Origin of the sequence: Enterobacter cloacae complex sp. R_G8, assembly GCF_024599795.1 — a bacterium.
GTDB lineage: Bacteria > Pseudomonadota > Gammaproteobacteria > Enterobacterales > Enterobacteriaceae > Enterobacter > Enterobacter dissolvens.
This window is the reverse complement of record NZ_CP102246.1, coordinates 756,291-777,454: the sequence shown is the minus strand read 5'-3', so window position 1 is coordinate 777,454 and position 21,164 is coordinate 756,291. Positions and strand designations below refer to the sequence as shown.

The 21,164-nt window shown below is 54.0% G+C and carries 25 protein-coding genes; 13 read left to right on the top strand and 12 right to left on the bottom strand.

The genetic code is table 11. The annotated features are described in order from the left end of the window. Positions 1 to 124: 124 nt before the first annotated feature. Positions 125 to 1,096 carry an octaprenyl diphosphate synthase gene (gene ispB, locus NQ842_RS03695; RefSeq protein ID WP_014833444.1) on the top strand — a complete coding sequence of 324 codons (972 nt, stop codon included), beginning with the start codon at positions 125 to 127 and terminating at the stop codon, positions 1,094 to 1,096. Positions 1,097 to 1,325: 229 nt separating this feature from the next. Beyond that, positions 1,326 to 1,613 (top strand): DNA-binding transcriptional regulator SfsB, encoded by a 288-nt coding sequence (sfsB, locus tag NQ842_RS03690; RefSeq protein WP_014833445.1) that lies wholly within the window; start codon positions 1,326 to 1,328, stop codon positions 1,611 to 1,613. Positions 1,614 to 1,675: 62 nt separating this feature from the next. Here sfsB and murA read toward each other — a convergent pair whose 3' ends face one another. The 7 genes from murA to mlaF all read right to left on the bottom strand — a co-directional run bounded on the left by murA (position 1,676) and on the right by mlaF (position 6,469). Next, positions 1,676 to 2,935, bottom strand: coding sequence for a UDP-N-acetylglucosamine 1-carboxyvinyltransferase (gene murA, locus NQ842_RS03685; protein ID WP_014833446.1), 1,260 nt, complete (start codon positions 2,933 to 2,935; stop codon positions 1,676 to 1,678). 50 nt (positions 2,936 to 2,985) lie between these two features. Continuing rightward, positions 2,986 to 3,240 carry a BolA family iron metabolism protein IbaG gene (gene ibaG / locus NQ842_RS03680; protein ID WP_008501458.1) on the bottom strand — a complete coding sequence of 85 codons (255 nt, stop codon included), beginning with the start codon at positions 3,238 to 3,240 and terminating at the stop codon, positions 2,986 to 2,988. 126 nt (positions 3,241 to 3,366) lie between these two features. Beyond that, positions 3,367 to 3,660, bottom strand: coding sequence for a lipid asymmetry maintenance protein MlaB (mlaB, locus tag NQ842_RS03675; RefSeq protein ID WP_257256503.1), 294 nt, complete (start codon positions 3,658 to 3,660; stop codon positions 3,367 to 3,369). After that, positions 3,660 to 4,295 carry a phospholipid-binding protein MlaC gene (gene mlaC / locus NQ842_RS03670; protein WP_013098933.1) on the bottom strand — a complete coding sequence of 212 codons (636 nt, stop codon included), beginning with the start codon at positions 4,293 to 4,295 and terminating at the stop codon, positions 3,660 to 3,662. The genes mlaB and mlaC overlap by 1 nt, the downstream gene beginning before the upstream one ends. A gap of 18 nt (positions 4,296 to 4,313) precedes the next feature. Continuing rightward, positions 4,314 to 4,862, bottom strand: a complete 549-nt coding sequence (mlaD, locus tag NQ842_RS03665) for an outer membrane lipid asymmetry maintenance protein MlaD (RefSeq protein WP_014833448.1) — start codon at positions 4,860 to 4,862, stop codon at positions 4,314 to 4,316. Positions 4,863 to 4,866: 4 nt separating this feature from the next. After that, positions 4,867 to 5,649 (bottom strand): lipid asymmetry maintenance ABC transporter permease subunit MlaE, encoded by a 783-nt coding sequence (gene mlaE, locus NQ842_RS03660; RefSeq protein ID WP_008501454.1) that lies wholly within the window; start codon positions 5,647 to 5,649, stop codon positions 4,867 to 4,869. Positions 5,650 to 5,656: 7 nt separating this feature from the next. After that, on the bottom strand, positions 5,657 to 6,469 hold the full coding sequence (gene mlaF, locus NQ842_RS03655) for a phospholipid ABC transporter ATP-binding protein MlaF (protein WP_046887333.1): 813 nt from the start codon (positions 6,467 to 6,469) through the stop codon (positions 5,657 to 5,659). 228 nt (positions 6,470 to 6,697) lie between these two features. Here mlaF and NQ842_RS03650 point away from each other — a divergent pair, with 228 nt between their 5' ends. The 11 genes from NQ842_RS03650 to npr all read left to right on the top strand — a co-directional run bounded on the left by NQ842_RS03650 (position 6,698) and on the right by npr (position 14,617). Continuing rightward, positions 6,698 to 7,675, top strand: coding sequence for a calcium/sodium antiporter (locus NQ842_RS03650; protein ID WP_014833451.1), 978 nt, complete (start codon positions 6,698 to 6,700; stop codon positions 7,673 to 7,675). A 13-nt stretch (positions 7,676 to 7,688) separates the two neighbouring features. Then, complete coding sequence (gene kdsD / locus NQ842_RS03645) at positions 7,689 to 8,675, top strand: arabinose-5-phosphate isomerase KdsD (protein ID WP_014833452.1); 987 nt, start codon at positions 7,689 to 7,691, stop codon at positions 8,673 to 8,675. Positions 8,676 to 8,689: 14 nt separating this feature from the next. Next, positions 8,690 to 9,256 (top strand): 3-deoxy-manno-octulosonate-8-phosphatase KdsC, encoded by a 567-nt coding sequence (gene kdsC, locus NQ842_RS03640; RefSeq protein ID WP_014833453.1) that lies wholly within the window; start codon positions 8,690 to 8,692, stop codon positions 9,254 to 9,256. Further along, on the top strand, positions 9,253 to 9,828 hold the full coding sequence (gene lptC, locus NQ842_RS03635; RefSeq protein WP_047361205.1) for an LPS export ABC transporter periplasmic protein LptC: 576 nt from the start codon (positions 9,253 to 9,255) through the stop codon (positions 9,826 to 9,828). Before kdsC ends, lptC begins: the two co-directional genes overlap by 4 nt. Continuing rightward, positions 9,797 to 10,351: a lipopolysaccharide ABC transporter substrate-binding protein LptA gene (gene lptA / locus NQ842_RS03630; protein ID WP_014833455.1), complete on the top strand. Its 555-nt coding sequence runs from the start codon at positions 9,797 to 9,799 to the stop codon at positions 10,349 to 10,351. Before lptC ends, lptA begins: the two co-directional genes overlap by 32 nt. A gap of 6 nt (positions 10,352 to 10,357) precedes the next feature. Next, positions 10,358 to 11,083 carry an LPS export ABC transporter ATP-binding protein gene (lptB, locus tag NQ842_RS03625; RefSeq protein ID WP_013098941.1) on the top strand — a complete coding sequence of 242 codons (726 nt, stop codon included), beginning with the start codon at positions 10,358 to 10,360 and terminating at the stop codon, positions 11,081 to 11,083. A 47-nt stretch (positions 11,084 to 11,130) separates the two neighbouring features. Further along, positions 11,131 to 12,564 carry an RNA polymerase factor sigma-54 gene (rpoN, locus tag NQ842_RS03620; RefSeq protein ID WP_046887331.1) on the top strand — a complete coding sequence of 478 codons (1,434 nt, stop codon included), beginning with the start codon at positions 11,131 to 11,133 and terminating at the stop codon, positions 12,562 to 12,564. 22 nt (positions 12,565 to 12,586) lie between these two features. Then, a complete protein-coding gene (gene hpf, locus NQ842_RS03615; RefSeq protein ID WP_013098943.1) occupies positions 12,587 to 12,874 on the top strand; it encodes a ribosome hibernation promoting factor in 288 nt (95 codons plus the stop codon). A gap of 82 nt (positions 12,875 to 12,956) precedes the next feature. Next, entirely contained in the window at positions 12,957 to 13,448 is a 492-nt protein-coding gene (ptsN, locus tag NQ842_RS03610; RefSeq protein ID WP_014833457.1) for a PTS IIA-like nitrogen regulatory protein PtsN, read from the top strand. 45 nt (positions 13,449 to 13,493) lie between these two features. After that, positions 13,494 to 14,348, top strand: coding sequence for an RNase adapter RapZ (gene rapZ, locus NQ842_RS03605; protein ID WP_013098945.1), 855 nt, complete (start codon positions 13,494 to 13,496; stop codon positions 14,346 to 14,348). Then, positions 14,345 to 14,617: a PTS phosphocarrier protein NPr gene (gene npr, locus NQ842_RS03600; RefSeq protein ID WP_003861872.1), complete on the top strand. Its 273-nt coding sequence runs from the start codon at positions 14,345 to 14,347 to the stop codon at positions 14,615 to 14,617. The genes rapZ and npr overlap by 4 nt, the downstream gene beginning before the upstream one ends. 39 nt (positions 14,618 to 14,656) lie before the next feature. On the opposite strand, the gene mtgA is transcribed toward npr, so the two are convergent. The 5 genes from mtgA to lptF form a co-directional block, all read right to left on the bottom strand. Continuing rightward, positions 14,657 to 15,382, bottom strand: coding sequence for a monofunctional biosynthetic peptidoglycan transglycosylase (gene mtgA, locus NQ842_RS03595; protein ID WP_047361203.1), 726 nt, complete (start codon positions 15,380 to 15,382; stop codon positions 14,657 to 14,659). Next, entirely contained in the window at positions 15,379 to 16,032 is a 654-nt protein-coding gene (elbB, locus tag NQ842_RS03590) for an isoprenoid biosynthesis glyoxalase ElbB (RefSeq protein WP_014833459.1), read from the bottom strand. The genes mtgA and elbB overlap by 4 nt, the downstream gene beginning before the upstream one ends. A gap of 231 nt (positions 16,033 to 16,263) precedes the next feature. Then, positions 16,264 to 18,597: an aerobic respiration two-component sensor histidine kinase ArcB gene (gene arcB / locus NQ842_RS03585; RefSeq protein WP_046887329.1), complete on the bottom strand. Its 2,334-nt coding sequence runs from the start codon at positions 18,595 to 18,597 to the stop codon at positions 16,264 to 16,266. Between the two features lie 135 nt (positions 18,598 to 18,732). Next, positions 18,733 to 19,815 (bottom strand): LPS export ABC transporter permease LptG, encoded by a 1,083-nt coding sequence (gene lptG / locus NQ842_RS03580; RefSeq protein ID WP_257256502.1) that lies wholly within the window; start codon positions 19,813 to 19,815, stop codon positions 18,733 to 18,735. Further along, on the bottom strand, positions 19,815 to 20,915 hold the full coding sequence (lptF, locus tag NQ842_RS03575) for an LPS export ABC transporter permease LptF (RefSeq protein WP_257256501.1): 1,101 nt from the start codon (positions 20,913 to 20,915) through the stop codon (positions 19,815 to 19,817). The genes lptG and lptF overlap by 1 nt, the downstream gene beginning before the upstream one ends. Positions 20,916 to 21,164: the final 249 nt, after the last annotated feature.

Genomic DNA, 21,164 nt, shown 5'->3' with positions numbered 1-21,164 from the left:
ACACGTACGGTAGCGTTTATCTGAGCCGTTTTTTCAGTACAATCAGCAATACTATTGATAAACCGAAACCCTTCGTTACCCCATTGAAGATGGGATAAACAGGATAAAAAGCCCGGCTTTTGCGATGAATTTAGAAAAAATCAACGAGTTAACCGCGCAAGATATGGCGGGTGTGAATGCAGCAATCCTGGAACAACTCAACTCTGATGTTCAGCTAATCAATCAGTTGGGCTATTACATCGTCAGCGGTGGCGGTAAACGTATTCGCCCGATGATTGCCATCCTGGCTGCCAGAGCCGTTGGTTATCAGGGAAATGCCCATGTCACTATCGCTGCACTGATCGAATTTATTCACACTGCAACGCTTCTGCATGATGACGTTGTGGATGAATCGGACATGCGCCGCGGGAAAGCCACGGCAAACGCCGCCTTCGGCAACGCAGCCAGCGTTCTGGTCGGCGATTTTATCTATACCCGCGCCTTCCAGATGATGACCAGCCTCGGTTCTCTGAAAGTGCTGGAAGTGATGTCTGAAGCCGTTAACGTGATCGCGGAAGGCGAAGTACTGCAGCTGATGAACGTCAACGACCCTGACATCACCGAAGAAAACTACATGCGCGTGATCTACAGCAAAACGGCGCGCCTGTTTGAAGCCGCCGCGCAATGTTCCGGTATTCTGGCTGGCTGTACCGCTGCGCAGGAAAAAGGGCTGCAGGACTATGGCCGTTATCTGGGGACCGCATTCCAGCTGATTGACGATTTGCTGGACTACAGTGCTGATGGCGAAACGCTCGGCAAGAACGTCGGCGATGACCTCAATGAAGGCAAACCGACCCTGCCGCTGCTGCATGCCATGCGCAACGGAACGGCTGACCAGGCGAAAATGATCCGTGAAGCGATCGAGCAGGGAAATGGTCGCCATCTTCTGGAACCGGTACTGGAAACAATGGCTATCTGTGGCTCGCTGGAATGGACACGTCAGCGCGCTGAAGAAGAGGCGGATAAAGCCATCGCGGCACTTCAGGTCATTCCTGACAGTCCGTGGCGCGATGCGTTAATCGGTCTTGCCCACATCGCCGTACAGCGCGATCGTTAATGCCTCTCTTCTCCCCGTGCCCGTCGCGGGGAGATTCTTATAAGTGCTTATAAATTCCCTATTCACGTAAAATCATCGGTTTACAGGCCGCATGAATAAAGCTATGTCTTATTCTGAATATTCCTTCAAGTAACACGAACTTTTTAGGACCCGTGTTCGAAATGAGTATAGTAACTCCCGTCGTTTCAGTAGAAATGACATGGGTGATTACGAACACAAGGACAGCTTTATGGATATGAAATTTATCGACTGGCACTCAGCAGATATCATTGCTGCGCTGCGCAAAAAAGGAACGTCGCTCGCCGCAGAATCACGCCGCAATGGGTTGAGCTCTTCAACACTGGCAAATGCCCTGACTCGCCCCTGGCCAAAAGGTGAATTGATCATTGCGTCGGCGCTGGAGACGCATCCGTGGGTAATCTGGCCCTCGCGTTACCACGATCCCATTACCCATGAATTTATCGACAGAACACGCATGATTCGCCAGAAAAAAACGAAGAAAGAGCAGTCAGTCTGAGGCTCTTTTTTGACAGGAACAGCAACCCCCCGGTCATTTCTGGCAGGGGGCTGCCGGAACGATTACTCGCCCTTCACACGCTCGATATTGGCACCCAGCGCGCGCAGTTTGTCTTCAATACGCTCGTAACCACGATCGATATGGTAGATACGATCCACAACCGTCGTTCCTTCCGCGATACAACCCGCTAATACCAGGCTCGCAGACGCACGCAGATCGGTAGCCATAACCTGCGCACCGGACAGTTTCTCAACGCCGTGGCAAATCACTGTGTTACTTTCGATCTCTGCATGAGCGCCCATACGGATCAGTTCCGGTACGTGCATGAAGCGGTTCTCGAAGATAGTCTCGGTGATCACACCGGTACCTTCCGCCACCAGGTTCAGCAACGTGAACTGTGCCTGCATATCGGTCGGGAATGCCGGATGCGGGGCCGTGCGAACGGTGACCGCTTTCGGACGTTTACCGTGCATATCGAGGCTGATCCAGTCTTCACCGGTTTCAATATCCGCGCCCGCTTCACGCAGCTTCGCCAGCACCGCATCCAGGGTGTCAGGTTGCGCATTGCGGCAAACAATCTTGCCGCCAGAAATAGCCGCTGCTACCAGGAAAGTCCCGGTTTCGATACGGTCTGGCAGAACGCGATAAACACCGCCGCCCAGGCGCTCAACGCCTTCGATGGTGATGCGATCGGTACCCTGGCCAGCGATTTTTGCGCCCAGCGCCACGAGGAAGTTTGCGGTATCCACAATTTCCGGCTCGCGCGCGGCGTTTTCAATGATGGTAGTACCTTCAGCCAGCGTCGCCGCAGACATAATAGTGACGGTTGCGCCAACGCTCACTTTGTCCATGACAATGTGCGCGCCTTTCAGACGGCCATTAACGGACGCTTTAACGTAACCTTCTTCCAGTTTGATCTCCGCGCCCAGCTTCTCCAGACCGAAGATGTGGAGATCAACAGGACGCGCGCCGATGGCGCAACCACCCGGTAGTGACACCTGTCCCTGGCCAAAACGCGCCACCAGCGGGCCAAGCGCCCAGATGGATGCACGCATGGTTTTCACCAGGTCGTAAGGTGCTGAGAAGTTGTTCACATTGCTGGCATCGATCCAGACGGAACCATTACGCTCGACTTTCGTCCCCAACTGGGTGAGCAACTTCATGGTGGTGTCGATATCTTTCAGCTTCGGTACGTTCTGAATTTCTACCGGCTCTTCCGCGAGCAACGCCGCAAAGAGGATCGGCAGCGCGGCGTTTTTCGCGCCAGAAATTGTGACTTCGCCCTGGAGGCGCGTTGGCCCCTGTACACGAAATTTATCCATGGTGTGCTCTCTTATAAATTCAACCGTGCTGCGGGCGCATCGCCCTCAGCTCAAAAACCGTTTAGTTTGCGATCGCGTGCCCACTCTTGCGGGGTGAACGCTTTAATCGACAGGGCGTGGATGCGGTTATCCGCAATATATTCCATCAGCGGCGCGTACACAGCCTGCTGTTTCTTCACACGGCTCATACCGTCGAACATCTCACCCACAGCAATAACCTGGAAGTGACTGCCATCGCCAGTGACGTGGGCTTCCTGAAGGGAGAGTGCATTCATCAGCACTGTCTGGATTTCATGATTTTCCATGGGTTCTTAATCATCTGATAGTGAAAACAAGCCCAACATCTTAGAGCAAAGTGGCGTCGTCTTAAACAAGCAAAAAGCCCCGACGATGAAACTGTCAGGGCTTTCAGAAGTAACGCACTGAAAATATTAATGGGGCAGTACGTCCTGAGGGAGATTATAGAGCTGCGCCAGGGTCACGACATTATCGCTCACACCGTGAAGCGTAACGGTTGCCCCCTGCTTTTTCCCCACCGCAACGAGGTGAGCAAGCAGCGCGATCCCTGCCGTATCCACCCGCGTGACGTGGCTTAAATCGATCAGCGTAACGCCCTGCATGGCTTCATGGCGCTTATCCCACAATGGGTTAAGCAGATCCTGATCGAGTTCTCCGGACAGTGTTAACGTCTCGCCCTCACGTGACCAGCTCAGTTGCTGCGACATTACTTCTTCTCGTCCAGGGTGATTTTCTGGCGAGAGATGGACTGCAGCTGGGCGGTCAGGCCATCGATGCCTTTGGTACGCAGCAGGTCGCTCCACTCATTCTGCTTAGTGGTGATCATGCTCACCCCTTCGGCGATCATGTCATACGCCTGCCAGTTGCCGGTCTGGCTGTTTTTACGCCACTGGAAATCCAGGCGAACCGGTGGACGACCGTTAGGATCGATGATTGTGACGCGAATAGGCACAATGGTGGCATCCCCCAGCGGCTGTTCAGGTGCAATCTGGTAGGTCTGGCCATGGTACATCGCCAGCGCCTGGCCGTAAGCCTGTTTCAGGTATTCACGGAATGCAGCAAAGTAGGCTTCACGTTGTGCAGGGGTAGCGTCTTTGTAATAACGCCCCAGCACCAGCGCACCGGCATATTTGATCTGCACATAAGGCAGCAGTTCCTGATCGACCACATCACGCAGATAATCAGGATTAGAACGAATTTTAGGCTGTTCGTTTTTAAGACGATCGAAGGTTTTCTTCGCGGCTTCGTCCATCAGTTTGTACGGGTTGCTCTGATCCGCGGCGTGTGCTGCCGTGAGAGGGGCAATAACCAGCATGGCAACCATTAACAGTCGTTTAAACATGAATGACTTCTCCTGAAATTAATTCGTCGTGCCAGGTGTCGGTGCGACGTTGGTATGATCTTCAGTCTGCGCAGGGGCAGCATCGGACTTTTTATCATCTCCCTTACTGTTGTAAAGGAACTGACCAATCATATCCTCCAGTACCATCGCGGACTTGGTATCCTGGATCACGCTACCGTCTTTAAGGATAGTCGTTCCAAGCTCAGGATCTTCAAAGCCAACGTTCAGTGCCAGATATTGTTCGCCCAGCAGGCCAGAGGTGCGGATAGAAAGCGAGCTGGTGTCCGGGATATGGTTGTAACGCTCTTCAATATCCATCGCCACGCGCGGCAGATAGGTTTTCTCATCAAGCGTAATGTCAGACACGCGCCCGATCACCACGCCACCAATACGCACCGGTGAGCGCGCCTTCAGCCCGCCGATATTATCGAAAGTGGCATAGATGCGATAAGTCGGTTCGGTACGCACGGAGGTGATATCCGCCGCTCTCAGGCAGATAAACAGTGCGGCCAGCAGCGCCAGCAACAGGAACACGCCGACCCAAATTTCATTTTTTCTCGTTTGCATGAACTCAATTCCCAAACATCAGTGCGGTAAGCACAAAATCCAGACCCAGTACGGCCAGCGACGAATGTACGACAGTACGTGTAGTTGCACGGCTGATGCCCGCCGACGTCGGGATGGCATCGTAACCATTAAATAACGCAATCCAGGTGACCGTAATGGCAAATACCACGCTTTTAATCAAACAGTTAATCAGATCCATTCGCAGGTCGATGGCGTCCTGCATGGCAGACCAGAAGAAACCGGCATCAATGCCTTTCCAGTGAACGCCCACCAGCGAACCGCCCCAGATACCGACAGCCACAAACAGGATAGTCAGCAACGGTAAGGAGATAACCCCTGCCCAGAAACGGGGTGAGATAACACGACGCAGCGGATCGACCGCCATCATTTCCATACTGGAAAGCTGCTCGGTGGCACGCATCAGACCAATCTCAGCGGTTAACGCCGATCCTGCGCGTCCGGCAAACAGCAGTGCCGCCACAACCGGTCCCAGTTCACGCAGCAGCGAAAGCGCCACCAGCATCCCGAGGCTGGTTTCCGCACTGTAGGTCGTCAGAACCAGGTAGCCCTGCAGCCCCAGCACCATGCCGATAAACAGACCGGACACAATGATGATGAGCATCGACAGCACGCCGACGTTATAAAGCTGCCGCACCAGTAAAGGCGCATGCTTACGGAATTCCGGCTTGCCGACCAGCGCGTTGAATAACATCAATCCGGCGCGCCCGAACGTCCTGATGGTTTTTATGCCACGGTGTCCAAGAGCGGCCAACGCATTTAACAGCATGAGTGGCTTAACTCCCTATTCCCAATAAATCGTCACGATAGTCGCCCGCAGGATAGCGGAACGGCACAGGCCCATCCGCAATACCGTCGAGGAACTGCCGTACTCGCGGATCGCAGTTTTCCTGCAACGCCTGGGCGCTGCCGTGCGCGACGATCCTTTTGTCTGCCACAATGTAGGCATAGTCGGCAATACTCAACACTTCCGGCACATCGTGAGAAACCACAATGCAGGTGACGCCGAGCGCGCTGTTCAATTCAGAGATAAGCTTCACCAGCACACCCATCGTAATAGGATCCTGCCCGACAAACGGTTCGTCGAACATGATTAAATCGGGTTCTAAGGCAATGGCTCTCGCCAGCGCAGCGCGGCGCGCCATCCCGCCTGACAACTCTGACGGCATCAGTTTTGCGGCACCCCGCAGCCCTACCGCTTCCAGCTTCATCATCACCGTGCTTTTCAGCAGCTCCGGCGGAAGGTGCGTATGCTCGCGCAGCGGATAGGCGACATTATCGAAGACGTCCATGTCGGTGAACAAGGCCCCCGACTGAAAGAGCATGCTCATACGCTTGCGCACAGTATACAGGCGCGATCGCGACATCTCCGGAACGTTTTCACCGTCGAAGAGGATTTCACCGCTATCGGGTGGGATCTGCCCACCGATAAGTCGCAGCAGGGTCGTTTTACCGATCCCGGACGGTCCCATAATGGCAGTAATTTTGCCACGCGGGACGGTCAACGAAATATCATCAAAGATCAATCTGTTGCCGCGAGAAAAACTCACCCCACGGACATCGACTAAATTCGCCGTCGTTTGGCTCATTTACGGTTCCTTTCTTACCCTGCTTCATGCGAAGCGTGAAGCTTAAATCAGCCCTAAACCCCACATTTTTACAGAATATTAGCCGTAGAGGTTAGCGAAAGCTGGCATTTGTTTTACTTTTCCGGCGCATAAAGTCAAAATTAGGAATTCGTTACGTCTTAGGCTGTATGCAGCGCTAACAATTCCCGCGCGGTGGACCGGCGAGTATACCTGAAGAAAGGACTTTTGATGCTTTTAGCAACAGCACTGTTAATAATTGGTTTACTTTTGGTGGTCTACAGTGCTGACCGTTTGGTATTTGCTGCATCGATCCTTTGCCGTCTGAGTGGCGTACCGCCTGTTGTCATCGGGATGACCGTTGTCAGTGTTGGCACCTCCCTGCCTGAAATCATCGTCTCTGTTACGGCATCGCTGCATGGTCAGATAGACCTTGCTGTCGGTACCGCGATTGGCTCTAACATCGTCAATATTCTGCTTATTTTAGGTCTGGCCGCGCTGCTCCATCCATTTCGCGTGCATTCTGATGTTCTGCGCCGGGAATTGCCGCTAATGTTAATCGTAAGCCTGCTGGCAGGATGCGTATTTTACGATGGCGTTCTCAGCTACAGTGACGGCATTTTCTTGTTGGCACTGGCGGTCATCTGGCTGCTGTATAGTGTTAAAATCGCCCGCCAGGCGGAAAAACAGGGTCATGACAGCCTGACGCGTGAGCAGGTCGCGGAACTGCCGCGTGAAGGCACGCTGCCGGTTGCGCTGCTCTGGCTGGGTGTCGCGTTAATCATCATGCCAATGGCAACACGCATGATCGTGGATAACGCGACGGTGCTGGCGAACTATTTCGCCATGAGCGAACTGACCATTGGCCTGACCGTCATCGCTATCGGTACCAGTCTGCCGGAACTGGCCACGGCCATCGCGGGCGCACGTAAAGGTGAAGATGACATCGCCATCGGCAATATTATCGGTTCCAACATCTTTAATATCGCCATCGTCATGGGCCTGCCAGCCCTGATAACGCCTGGGCCGTTTAACCCGCTGGCCTTCTCACGTGATTACGGGGTGATGTTGCTGGTGAGCGTTATCTTTGCCCTGCTCTGCTGGCGGCGGCAAAGACAAATCGGCAAAGGCGCAGGCGCGCTGCTGACGGGTGGATTTATCGTATGGATGGCGATGCTGTACTGGCTTTCGCCTCTTCTCTCTGGGTAAACGGAAACGCATTATGTCGCAAATAGAATTGCAGCCGGGTTTTGACTTTCAGAAAGCAGGCAAAGACGTTCTGGAGATTGAACGTGAAGGTCTGGCGCAGTTAGATCAGTACATTAATCAGGATTTTAGTCTGGCCTGTGAGAAGATGTTCTACTGTGCCGGTAAAGTCGTGGTGATGGGGATGGGCAAGTCCGGTCACATTGGCCGCAAAATGGCTGCAACATTCGCCAGCACCGGAACCTCCTCATTCTTTGTACACCCAGGGGAAGCGGCACACGGCGATCTGGGCATGGTCACGCCGCAGGATGTCGTGATTGCCCTGTCGAATTCCGGTGAGTCCAATGAGATCCTGGCGCTGATTCCGGTTCTGAAGCGACTGCAGGTGCCACTCATCTGCATGACCAGCCGCCCGGAAAGCAGCATGGCGCGTGCGGCGGATATTCATCTCTGCGTGAAAGTGCCGAAAGAAGCCTGCCCGCTGGGCCTCGCACCGACGTCCAGTACCACCGCGGCGCTGGTGATGGGCGACGCGCTTGCCGTTGCGCTCCTTGAAGCCCGCGGTTTTACCCCTGAAGACTTCGCGCTGTCCCATCCTGGCGGTGCGCTGGGGCGGAAACTGCTGCTGCGGGTTAACGATATTATGCATACTGGCGATGAAATCCCTCACGTCAGTAAAGAGGCCTCCCTGCGTGATGCGCTGCTGGAAATCACCCGTAAAAATCTGGGCATGACGGTGGTGTGTGACGACCTGATGAAGATCGAGGGGATTTTCACCGATGGCGACCTGCGTCGCGTGTTTGACATGGGCGTGGATGTCCGCACTCTCGGTATCGCCGATGTGATGACGCCTGGGGGTATTCGCGTTCGCCCGGGCACGCTGGCGGTGGATGTGCTGAACCTGATGCAGTCCCGACATATCACCTCAGTGATGGTTGCCGATGGCGACCAGTTGCTGGGTGTGGTACATATGCATGATCTGCTGCGCGCAGGCGTAGTGTAATGAAGGATAAGACAATGAGTAATGCGGGTGCATCCCTTGCAACCTGTTATGGCCCGGTCAGTACCCAGGTAATGGCAAAGGCGGAAAACATCCGTCTGCTGATTCTGGATGTGGATGGCGTACTGTCCGATGGCCTGATTTACATGGGCAATAATGGTGAAGAGCTGAAAGCGTTCAACGTTCGCGATGGCTACGGTATTCGTTGTGCGCTCACATCGGGTATCGAGGTTGCCATCATCACCGGGCGAAAAGCTAAACTGGTAGAAGATCGCTGTGAAACGTTGGGCATTACCCATCTGTATCAGGGGCAATCCGATAAGATGGCGGCTTTCAACGATTTACTGGGTAAACTGTCTATCGCGCCAGAACAGGTGGCCTATGTCGGGGACGATCTGATTGACTGGCCGGTTATGGCCGAGATTGGCCTGAGTGTCGCGGTTGCGGATGCGCATCCGCTGCTGATCCCGCGGGCTGATTATGTTACCCACATCAATGGTGGCCGTGGTGCCGTACGTGAAGTCTGCGATCTGCTTCTGCTGGCGCAGGGTAAGCTGGATGAGGCCAAAGGGCAATCGATATGAGTAAAACCAGACGTTGGGTTATCATTCTGCTTTCGCTTGTCGCACTGATATTGATTGGCGTGAACCTTGCCGATCGTGACGATACGCAAACGGAAGTGATCAACAATAACGATCCAACTTATAAAAGCGATCACAGTGATACCGTAGTCTATAGCCCGGAAGGTGCGCTGAACTATCGCCTGATTGCCCAGCACGTTGAATATTTTTCAGATGACGGTATTTCGTGGTTTACCCAGCCGGTGATGACGACGTTTGATAAGGACAAAGTGCCGACGTGGTCAATTAAGTCTGACCGGGCAAAACTGACAAATGACCGTATGCTTTATCTCTATGGCCACGTTGAAGTCAACGCCCTGACCGCTGACGCACAACTGCGCAAAATTACGACAGATAATGCCCAGATCAACCTGGTAACCCAGGATGTGACGTCGCAGGATCTGGTTACTCTGTACGGCACAACATTTAATTCCAGCGGTTTAAGAATGCGCGGGAACTTACGCAGCAAAAACGCCGAGCTGATTGAAAAGGTTAGAACCTCCTATGAAATTCAAAACAAACAAACTCAGCCTTAAAGTAATTATCGCCAGCGCGATGCTGGCGGCCAGTCTTCCCGCGCTTGCTGTTACTGGCGATACTGAACAGCCGATCCATATCGAGTCCGATACACAGTCTCTTGATATGCAGGGTAATGTCGTTACCTTTACCGGCAACGTCGTCGTGACCCAGGGCACCATCAAGATTAACGCCGATAAGGTGGTCGTTACCCGTCCAGGTGGCGAACAGGGCAAAGAGATCATTGATGGCTACGGCAACCCGGCCACGTTCTACCAGATGCAGGACAACGGCAAACCGGTGAAAGGTCATGCCAGCCACATGCATTATGAACTGGCGAAAGATCTGGTCATCCTGACCGGCAACGCCTATCTGGAACAGCTCGATAGCAATATCACCGGTGACAAGATCACCTATCTGGTGAAAGAGCAAAAAATGCAGGCCTCCAGCGAGAAAGGCAAACGTGTCACCACCGTGCTGGTGCCGTCTCAGCTGCAGGACAAAGGCAAGGGCCAGGCCCCGGCACAGAAGAAGAGTAACTAATTCGTTATGGCAACATTAACTGCAAAAAATCTCGCTAAGGCCTACAAGGGCCGCCGTGTCGTGGAAGATGTCAGTCTGACCGTCAACTCCGGCGAAATTGTTGGCCTGCTTGGCCCTAACGGTGCGGGTAAAACCACGACCTTCTACATGGTCGTCGGTATTGTTCCGCGCGATGCCGGTAACATCATCATTGATGATGAAGACATCAGCCTTCTGCCGCTGCATGCGCGCGCGCGTCGTGGTATTGGCTACCTGCCGCAGGAAGCCTCTATTTTCCGTCGCCTGAGCGTCTTCGATAACCTGATGGCCGTTCTGCAAATTCGTGACGATCTGACCAGCGAGCAGCGTCAGGATCGCGCCAACGAGCTGATGGAAGAGTTTCACATTGAACACCTGCGTGACAGCCTCGGTCAGGCGCTGTCCGGGGGGGAACGCCGCCGTGTTGAAATTGCACGCGCGTTGGCCGCAAATCCGAAGTTTATCCTGTTGGATGAACCGTTTGCGGGTGTTGACCCGATCTCCGTTATCGACATTAAACGTATTATTGAGCACCTGCGCGACAGCGGGCTTGGCGTGTTGATCACCGACCACAACGTCCGTGAAACACTGGCCGTTTGCGAACGCGCCTACATTGTGAGCCAGGGCAATCTGATCGCCCACGGTACGCCGCAACAGATCCTCGAAGATGATCATGTTAAGCGCGTCTATCTTGGGGAAGACTTCAGACTCTGATAGGGTAGAGGTAACGTAACGCCGAACCGGAGAAAAATGCTCTGAACATGAAGCAAGGTTTGCAATTAAGGCTCAGCCAACAACTGGCGATGACGCCGCAGCTACAGCAGGCGATTCGCCTGTTGCAACTGTCCACATTAGAACTCCAGCAGGAGCTCCAGCAAGCGCTGGACAGCAATCCGCTGCTGGAGCAAGCCGATCTTCATGACGAGGTAGACACTCAGCAAGCGCAGGACACGGAAACCCTTGATTCCGTTGATGCTCTCGAACAAAAAGAGATGCCGGACGAGCTTCCACTGGATGCCAGCTGGGATGAAATCTACACCGCCGGGACCCCTTCCGGAACGCGTGCAGACTACCAGGATGACGAGCTACCTGTCTATCAGGGTGAAACTACCCAGTCACTGCAGGATTACCTGATGTGGCAAGTGGAGCTGACCCCCTTCTCCGATACCGATCGTGCGATTGCCACGTCCATTGTCGATGCCGTAGACGACACAGGCTATCTGACCGTCACGCTCGACGATATTCTGGAAAGCATGGGCGATGACGAGATTGAACTCGAAGAGATAGAAGCCGTTCTGAAGCGCATTCAGCGTTTTGACCCGGTGGGTGTGGCGGCAAAAGATCTGCGCGACTGCCTGCTGATCCAGCTTTCGCAGTTCAGTAAAGAGACGCCCTGGATCGATGAGGCCCGCTTAATCATCAGCGATCATCTGGATCTGCTGGCTAACCATGATTTCCGTACCCTGATGCGCGTTACGCGTCTGAAAGAAGAGGTGCTGAAAGAGGCGGTTAACCTGATCCAGTCGCTCGATCCTCGCCCCGGTCAGTCTATCCAGACCAGCGAACCTGAATACGTCATTCCTGATGTGCTGGTCAGAAAACACAATGGCCGCTGGGTCGTTGAACTCAACTCAGACAGCATTCCTCGCCTGCAAATCAATCAGCAATACGCCTCCATGTGTACCAGCGCACGTAACGACTCCGACAACCAGTATATTCGCAGCAACCTGCAGGAAGCGCGATGGTTAATCAAAAGTCTGGAGAGCCGGAATGATACGCTGCTGCGCGTGAGCCGTTGCATCGTTGAACAGCAGCAAGCTTTCTTTGAGCAGGGCGAAGAGTATATGAAACCGATGGTGCTGGCGGATATCGCCCAGGCCGTCGAGATGCATGAATCAACCATTTCCCGCGTGACCACGCAGAAGTATCTGCACAGTCCTCGCGGTATATTTGAGCTTAAGTATTTCTTCTCCAGCCATGTGAACACCGAAGGTGGGGGCGAAGCCTCCTCAACGGCGATTCGTGCCCTGGTGAAGAAGTTGATCGCCGCGGAAAACCCCGCGAAGCCACTGAGCGACAGTAAGTTAACCACCATGCTGTCCGACCAGGGTATTATGGTGGCACGTCGTACTGTTGCGAAGTATCGAGAGTCTTTATCCATTCCGCCGTCTAACCAGCGTAAACAGCTGGTCTGACACAACCGATAAGGAAGACACTATGCAGCTCAACATCACTGGACAAAACGTCGAGATTACTGAGGCCTTGCGCGACTTTGTGAATACTAAGTTCGCGAAACTTGAACAGTATTTCGAAAGGATCAATCAGGTCTATATTGTGTTGAAAGTGGAAAAAGTGACTCATATCTCGGATGCAACCCTGCATGTCAATGGGGGCGAACTCCACGCCAGTGCGGAAGGGCAAGACATGTACGCTGCTATCGACGGCTTGATTGATAAGCTTGCACGACAGCTCAATAAACATAAAGATAAACTGAAACAACACTAATTGTCCGGGCAGTTAACGGGTGCAGGAAGGCCTGTTGTGGAACACAACAGGCCATTTGTACAGTTAGCGCTTAGGTGAAATTATGATGAACAACGATTCCGCTCTTCAATTGAGCAATGTCCTTAACCAGGAATGTACCCGCAGTGGCGTTCACTGCCAGAGCAAAAAACGTGCCCTGGAAATTATCAGTGAACTGGCCGCAAAACAGCTGGGCCTGCCGCCGCAGGTCGTGTTCGAAGCCATCCTGACCCGTGAAAAAATGGGCAGTACCGGTATCGGCAACGGCATTGCGATCCCGCATGGCAAACTGGAAGAGGACACCCTGCGTGCCGTCGGTGTGTTTGTGCAACTGGAAACGCCTATTGCCTTTGATGCCATCGATAACCAGCCCGTTGATCTCCTCTTCGCGCTGCTGGTTCCTGCCGACCAGACGAAAACCCATCTGCATACGCTTTCACTGGTCGCTAAACGCCTGGCCGATAAAACCATCTGCCGTCGACTGCGCTCAGCGCAAAGTGATGAAGAGCTCTATCAAATTATCACTGAAGCAGAAGGCAGTCAGGATGATGCGTAACCAGGAGATGGCCTTCACATCTGTTGTCCTGAGGAGAAACGGAACATGGTGCTGATGATTGTCAGTGGCCGTTCGGGGTCGGGGAAATCCGTGGCCCTGCGCGCGCTGGAAGACATGGGTTTTTACTGCGTAGATAACCTGCCGGTGGTACTGCTGCCCGAGCTGGCGCGCACCCTTGCAGACAGACAAATCTCTGCCGCCGTCAGCATCGACGTCCGTAACATGCCTGAATCGCCAGAAATCTTTGAACAGGCGATGAGTAACCTGCCGGACACGTTTTCGCCTCAGCTGCTGTTCCTTGACGCTGACCGCAACACGCTCATCCGTCGCTACAGCGATACCCGTCGTTTGCACCCGCTTTCCAGCAAGAACCTCTCTCTGGAGAGCGCAATCGACGAAGAGAGCGACCTGCTGGAGCCGCTGCGCTCACGCGCCGATTTGATTGTCGACACCTCAGAAATGTCCGTTCACGAGCTGGCAGAAATGCTGCGCACCCGTTTACTGGGCAAACGCGAGCGTGAGCTGACGATGGTCTTTGAGTCATTCGGCTTTAAGCACGGTATTCCTATCGATGCGGATTACGTTTTCGACGTGCGCTTCCTGCCAAACCCGCACTGGGATCCGAAACTGCGTCCGATGACCGGTCTGGATAAACCCGTCGCGGCGTTCCTCGACAGGCACACAGAAGTTCACAATTTTATCTACCAGACGCGAAGCTACCTTGAGCTATGGTTACCTATGCTGGAGACAAACAATCGTAGCTATCTGACGGTGGCGATTGGCTGTACCGGCGGTAAACATCGTTCGGTCTACATTGCCGAACAGCTGGCCGACTATTTCCGTTCGCGCGGAAAGAACGTTCAGTCCCGTCATCGCACGCTGGAAAAACGTAAAACATGACCGTAAAACAGACCGTTGAGATCACCAATAAGCTGGGCATGCACGCGCGCCCGGCGATGAAGCTGTTTGAACTGATGCAGGGTTTCGATGCGGAAGTTCTGCTGCGAAATGATGAAGGGACCGAAGCGGAAGCAAACAGCGTCATTGCGCTGCTGATGCTGGACTCCGCCAAAGGTCGCCAGATTGAAGTCGAAGCCACCGGTCCACAGGAAGAAGAAGCGCTGGCGGCAGTCATTGCACTGTTTAACGCCGGGTTCGACGAAGATTAAGGTCTGCTATTCAGGCGGGTGGCGCTGCGCTTACCCGCCCTACATTAATTTATTGCGCTCCATAAAACCTTCCCCTCCCAACTGACGCATCTGGCGCATGATCCACGCCTGACGGCTTCGCACGTACCCTGACGGAGCGTTGGCCTTAAAGCGGATAGGATTTGGTAAGACGGCGGCCAGGAGCGCCGCTTCAGACATACTCAGTCGGCTGGCCGGTTTATTGAAATAGCGCTGCGCGGCGGCCTCCACACCGAATACACCGTCGCCAAACTCAGCGATATTGAGATAAACGGTCAGAATGCGTTTTTTGCTCCAGACCGTTTCCATCCCCAGCGTCAACCCCGCCTCCAGCCCTTTGCGCACCCAACTGCGGCCGTCCCACAGGAACAGATTCTTTGCCGTCTGCTGCGATAATGTCGATGCGCCACGCACGCGGTTTTCATGACGTTCGTTATGCGCCAGCGCTTTCTCGATTGCCGCCACGTCAAACCCCCAGTGCACCGGGAATTTCTGGTCCTCTGCGGCAATCACGGCCAGCCCCATATAAGGCGAGATCTCACTCATGCTTACCCAGTCCGAGTGGGCGACATAGCTGAAATCACCGGTGAACCATGCCCCAAGCTGACGCTCGACCATCACGGCAGAAAACGGTACCGGCATAATGCTGAATAAGGCGAGTCCACCGCCCCAGAACACCGCCAGCACAAGAACAATGCGCAACAGAATACGTTTCACCCATGCGCCTGCACCGAATTTACGACTCATTCAGTCAGCACCAGCACTCTGGCCACCAGCTTTTCGATGCCCGTCGCGGCCTCGGCAATATTCTGCGCCAGCATCCAGGCAGGGGTGGTGACGATCTTGTTGTCTTCATCCACCACAATGTCATCCACCGGACAAGGGACGTGCTCGCCGCCCATCTCCTCGATGATCTCGGCGGTATCAATGTCGGTGCCGATCGTCAGACGCAGCGGGAAATCAAAGATTTTTGGCAGCATCGCCGGCGCGATACAGATAAAGCCCAGCGGTTTACCCGCCGCATGCATCGCCTGTGATAACGCTTTCAGCTGGGGATCGATCTGACACGCCGCCCCTTCTGAAGCAAAGGTACTGAGATTTTTGGCCGCGCCAAATCCGCCCGGCACGATTAACGCGTCGAGCTCTGTCGCATCCGCCTGAATAAGAGGGTGAACATTGCCACGCGCTATACGCGCCGCTTCGATCAGTACGTTACGGGTTTCCGCCATGGGTTCGCCGGTCAGATGATTAATCACATCAGCCTGTTTTTTGTCCGGTGCGAAACAGATCGCTTCTGCTCCCTGCCTTGCCAGGGCCAGCAGCGTGATGACGGCTTCATGTATTTCGGAACCATCGTAAACACCGCATCCGCTCAGTACGACACCAATCTTTTTCATCATGACGTTCCTTCTTTGCAACTCGCTGAAGCACATAATTAATTTTGATTAAAACGCTATGCTTCACACATTTCACTGATTCATGTAACAAATCATTTAAGATTTGCTATCTTATCTGCGTGCGGCCTAAATTTTCAGGCGGCGCCCATGCGAAAACAACACGAAAAATCAGGCGCAGCCACGATTTCCCTGGTGTTGGCGCAGTATTCGCGCACCCCGGTTAAGCCGGGGTCATTTTTTTCTGGCATCCACCCAGGCTTTAAGCACCGCCACATCGTTCTGCCACTCTTGTTTCATCTCTTCGACCCAATCACCCACGTTATCTTCCCATGCTGGTAAATCAGGTGACTGAATCTGTTGACCCAATTGCTGCAGGTGGCGTAACCCGACAGAGCCAGCGGCGCCTTTGATCTTATGTCCTTCTTCCACAATCCCTTTCTGATCGCGCGCGGTCAGGTTGGACTCCAGTACGTTCAGGTAGCCCGGCATCATTTTTTCGAACACGGCCAGACCGTCGGTAATCAGTTTGGGGCCGACCAGGTCGATGTACTGTTCCAGCATGGCAGTATCCAGAATCGTTTGGGCTTTGGCGCTATCAACAGACGTCATGGTGCTCTCCTCTTCATCATGGGTATCCCAGAACTTCTTGATCATGGCGGTCAGAGCAGGCACCGCCAGCGGCTTGCTGAGCACATCATCCATACCGGCATCGAGGTACTCTTTTTTATCTTTCAGTACGTTGGCCGTCAACGCGACCAGCGGCGGCAGTTCATCGGCCGCATACTGCGTTGTCAGCGCGCGGGAGATATCCAGCCCGGTCATGTCCGGTAGCTGAATATCCAGCAGAACGAGGTCATACTCGCCCGGTTTGAACATCTCCAGCGCGGCTTTACCGGTCATCGCCACGTCCACGCTGTTACCCAGTTTTTCCAGCACCGAGCGCGCCACAATCACGTTTAACTCGATGTCCTCCACCAGCAGGACATGCAGCGCCGGGAGCGGCATATCATCATGTTCGAAGGTATCCTCAACCTCTTCCGCCACCGCCGGAGCATGCACCGTCAGGGTAAAGGTTGAGCCTTTGCCCGCCTGGCTGGACACGGTGATATCACCGCCCATGCTTTTCGCGAGCCGTTTCGATACCGCAAGGCCAATGCCCGTGCCGGTAGCAGGCTTACCGCCATTGCTGTCCTTCACCTGATAATACATGGCAAAGATTTTGTCCTGCTCTTCCTGCGGAATGCCAATCCCGGAGTCTTCCACCTCAAAGTGCAGCATGTCTCCTTCGTCATAACGGATACGCACCGCCACCTGGCCCTTCTGGGTAAATTTCACCGCGTTGCTGATCAGGTTCCACAGGATCTGACGCAGACGCGTGCCGTCCGTGACCACTTTGTGCGGCAGCGGCAGGGTTGGCTCCATGACAAAGCGTAATCCCTTCTGCTGCGCCTGCAGACCGGACAGGTTTTCCAGATCGGCAAGGAAGCTGGTGAAATCAACCGGCTGGTTATCCAGCTGGACTTTACGGCGCTCCATCTTATCCATGTCGATAATATCGTTGAAGATATTCCCCAGCGTGACCGCCGAGACATGGATCGTTTTGAGGTATTTCTCCTGCTCCGCCGTCAGGTCGGTGTCCAGCAGAATACGGCTTAAGCCAACGATGCCGTTTAACGGCGTACGCAGTTCATGGCTGATGGTGGAGATGAAGGTGGTCTTATCGCGGCTGGCGCGCTCAAGGGCATCCTGATAGCGCTTACGCTCGGTAATATCGCGGCCAAAGCCCATCAGGCCATGACGTTTCCCGACGCGGTCGTAGTACGGCACTTTACGGATCTCAAAGCACGCTTTGCGCCCGTCCGGGTAATCCAGCCACTGTTCATAGGTCAGCGAGACGTTGTGGCGGAAGACTTTTTCATCCGTCTCCATGACCTTGGCAGCCGCCTCTTCAGAATAGACATCCTGCGGCTTCAGGTGAATCAGCTGCTTTTCACTTTTGCCGGTCAGCAGCTCCATCGCCCGGTTACAGCCGGAGAACTCTTTGTCTTCGTTACGGTAGAAAACCAGATCCGGTGAAGCATCGAGGAACGAACGCAGGAAAGAGGATTGCTGCTCAAGCTGGATCTGCGTCACCTCGCGCTCTTTCATTTCGATTTTCAGCTGCTCCAGCGTTGCCTGACGCTCGGCTTCCGCCTTCTCACGATCCGAAATCTCCTGGTTAAGCTGGGCGATATTGTCTTTCAGCTGCACGTTGAGCTTCAGATCGCGCTCGCGCATCTCTTCCAGCTTATCGACCAGCTTTGACAGGCGCTGGCGGGACTCTTCCAGTTGCTCCACGACGACAGAGAGGAAATAGACCGCCCAGGGGGTGATCAGCAAACCGAAGAAGATAGAGCGGATCACGTCGATACTCTCGACCTGACCATGTAACACCATGGTCACGGCCATTTGTACCACAATGGCCAGAACGACCAGCGCCAGCGCCAGCAGCATGGAGAAACGCACCAGCCCGAGCTTCATCATCAGGTCGACGTAGTACTGGGCAAGCATTCGAATTTGCTTCATAGAGGATCCCTTCACGACTTTATCGCTCAATAATACTCAAATTCGCGGCGCGGCGTTGAAGGTTGTGAGAAAAAGTGCGGGGTGAAACAGGAGATTAGCCTCGCTTCCGGCTAACCGGAAGCGAGGAGAGGACAATCAGGAGCGTTTCAGCAGCAGCCAGAGGCTGATCAGCAGGAAGCTGGCGCTCGGCAGCAGCGCACCAATAATCGGCGGGATGCCGTAAACCAGCGTCAGCGGGCCGAAAATCTGATCGAGGACGTAGAATACAAAACCGAAGCTGATACCGGTGACCACACGAACCCCCATCGGCACGCTACGTAACGGGCCGAAGATAAACGACAGAGCCATCAGCATCATCACCGCCACGGACATCGGCTGGAAGATTTTGCTCCACATGTTGAGCTGATAGCGTCCGGCATCCTGCCCGCTCGACTTCAGGTATTTCACATAGTTGTGCAATCCGCTGATGGAGAGTGCATCCGGATCCAGCGCCACGACACCCAGTTTGTCCGGCGTGAGGTTGGTTTTCCACGTCCCGGACACCGTCTGAGAACCAGTGATCTGTTTTGGATCTGCCAGGTCAGACTCGTCAACCTGGGATAACCGCCACTGCTTGTGTTCAGGGTCAAATTTCGCCGACGACGCATGACGTACAGACTGTAAACGACGCTGATCATTGAAGGCATAAATACTCACGCCGCCCAGTTCATCATCGCCTTTCACCCGTTCGATATAGACAAAGTTATGGCCGTCTTTCGCCCACAGCCCTTGCTGTGTCGAGAGCAGCGAACCACCGTACATCGCCTGCGCACGATAGTTACGCGCCATCTGCTCACCCTGCGGCGCCACCCACTCGCCAATCGCCATGGTTAACAGCACCAGCGGGATCGCGGTTTTCATGACTGACAACGCCACCTGCATACGGGTAAAGCCTGATGCCTGCATCACAACCAGTTCGCTGCGCTGTGCCAGCATCCCCAGCCCCAGCAGCGCGCCCAACAGGGCGGCCATCGGGAAGAAAATCTGCACATCTTTTGGCACGCTGAGCAGGGTATACATCCCTGCGCCCAGCGCGTCGTAGCTCCCTTGCCCGGCTTTTTTCAACTGATCGACAAATTTGATAATGCCGGAGAGCGACACCAGCATGAACAACGTCATCATGATGGTGGTGAAAATGGTTTTACCGATATAGCGATCAAGAACGCCAAACGCCTGCATTAGATGGCTCCTTTACGCGAGAATCGGGCACGAAGGCGGCGCACTGGCACCGTATCCCACAGGTTTAATCCCAGCGCCAGCAGGATGTACAAACTGTTGACGGCCCACGTCCAAACCATCGGATCCAGCTTACCCTTAGCACCGTTGGAGCGAATCGAGGTCTGCAGCAGGAAGTAGATCAGGTACAGGAGCATCGCCGGAAGCATCGAGAGCACGCGTCCCTGACGCGGGTTCACCACGCTCAGCGGAACGACGATCAATGCCATCATAAAGACGGTGAATACGAGAGTGACACGCCAGTGGAATTCCGCACGCGCACCGTCGGTGTTGGTATTCCACAGGGTGAGCATATCCATCTGATCGGTATGGCTTGGATCCAGCGCCACAGCCTGATGGCCGATAATGGCCTGATAGTTCTGGAAATCCGTAATACGGAAGTCACGGAGCATCGCGGTACCTTCAAAACGGGTGCCTTTATTCAGCGTCACGATTTGGGAACCATCTTTGCGCTGAGCAAGCTGGCCAGAGTCAGCCACGACAACCGACGGCCGCGCGTTTCCTTTGGTACGCAGCTGCGCAAGGAAGACGTCGTTGAATTTACTGCCGTCGACGCTCTCAATAAACAGCACCGAGTTACCGTCAGTCGCCTGCTGGAATTGTCCCTGCGCTAACGCCGCCATGCCAGGATTCGCTTTCGCTTCGGCCAGCACTTCATCCTGATGACGAGAGGACATTGGGCCCGCCCACATCACATTCACCGCGGCGACGATCCCCGTGAACAGCGCCAGTATCATGGCGGCTTTCACCAGCACGGCCTTGCTCAGGCCGCAGGCATGCATCACCGTGATTTCACTCTCGGTGTAGAGCTTACCGAGCGTCATGAGCAGACCGAGGAAAAGACTTAGCGGCAGAATAAGCTGCGCCATTTCCGGGATCCCTAAACCAAGCAGGGAAAGCACCAGATTCGTTGGAATTTCGCCGTCAACGGCCGCACCGAGGATCTTAACCAGCTTCTGACAGAAAAAAATCAGCAACAGGATGAAGAGGATCGCCAGTTGGCTTTTGAGCGTCTCCCGCACCAGATATCTTATGATTATCACTTTAAATACGCCCGTAAAAACCCGTCTCTTTGCTGGAAAATCGCTTGTTTCATGGCTTAAACGTCATTTATTCTCTTGAGTCGTCGAAATCATCGCTAAGATTAAAACATCCGGCGGATTCACGCTTCAGGACTTTTTCTGACGTGTCGAAACCGTAATAACGTAAGATTAACACGAAGTCACCACAACAGCGGACTTGAGTTACGAAAGGTTTCAATTCTATCCGTAGCAGCCGCTGTTGTCTTTAAG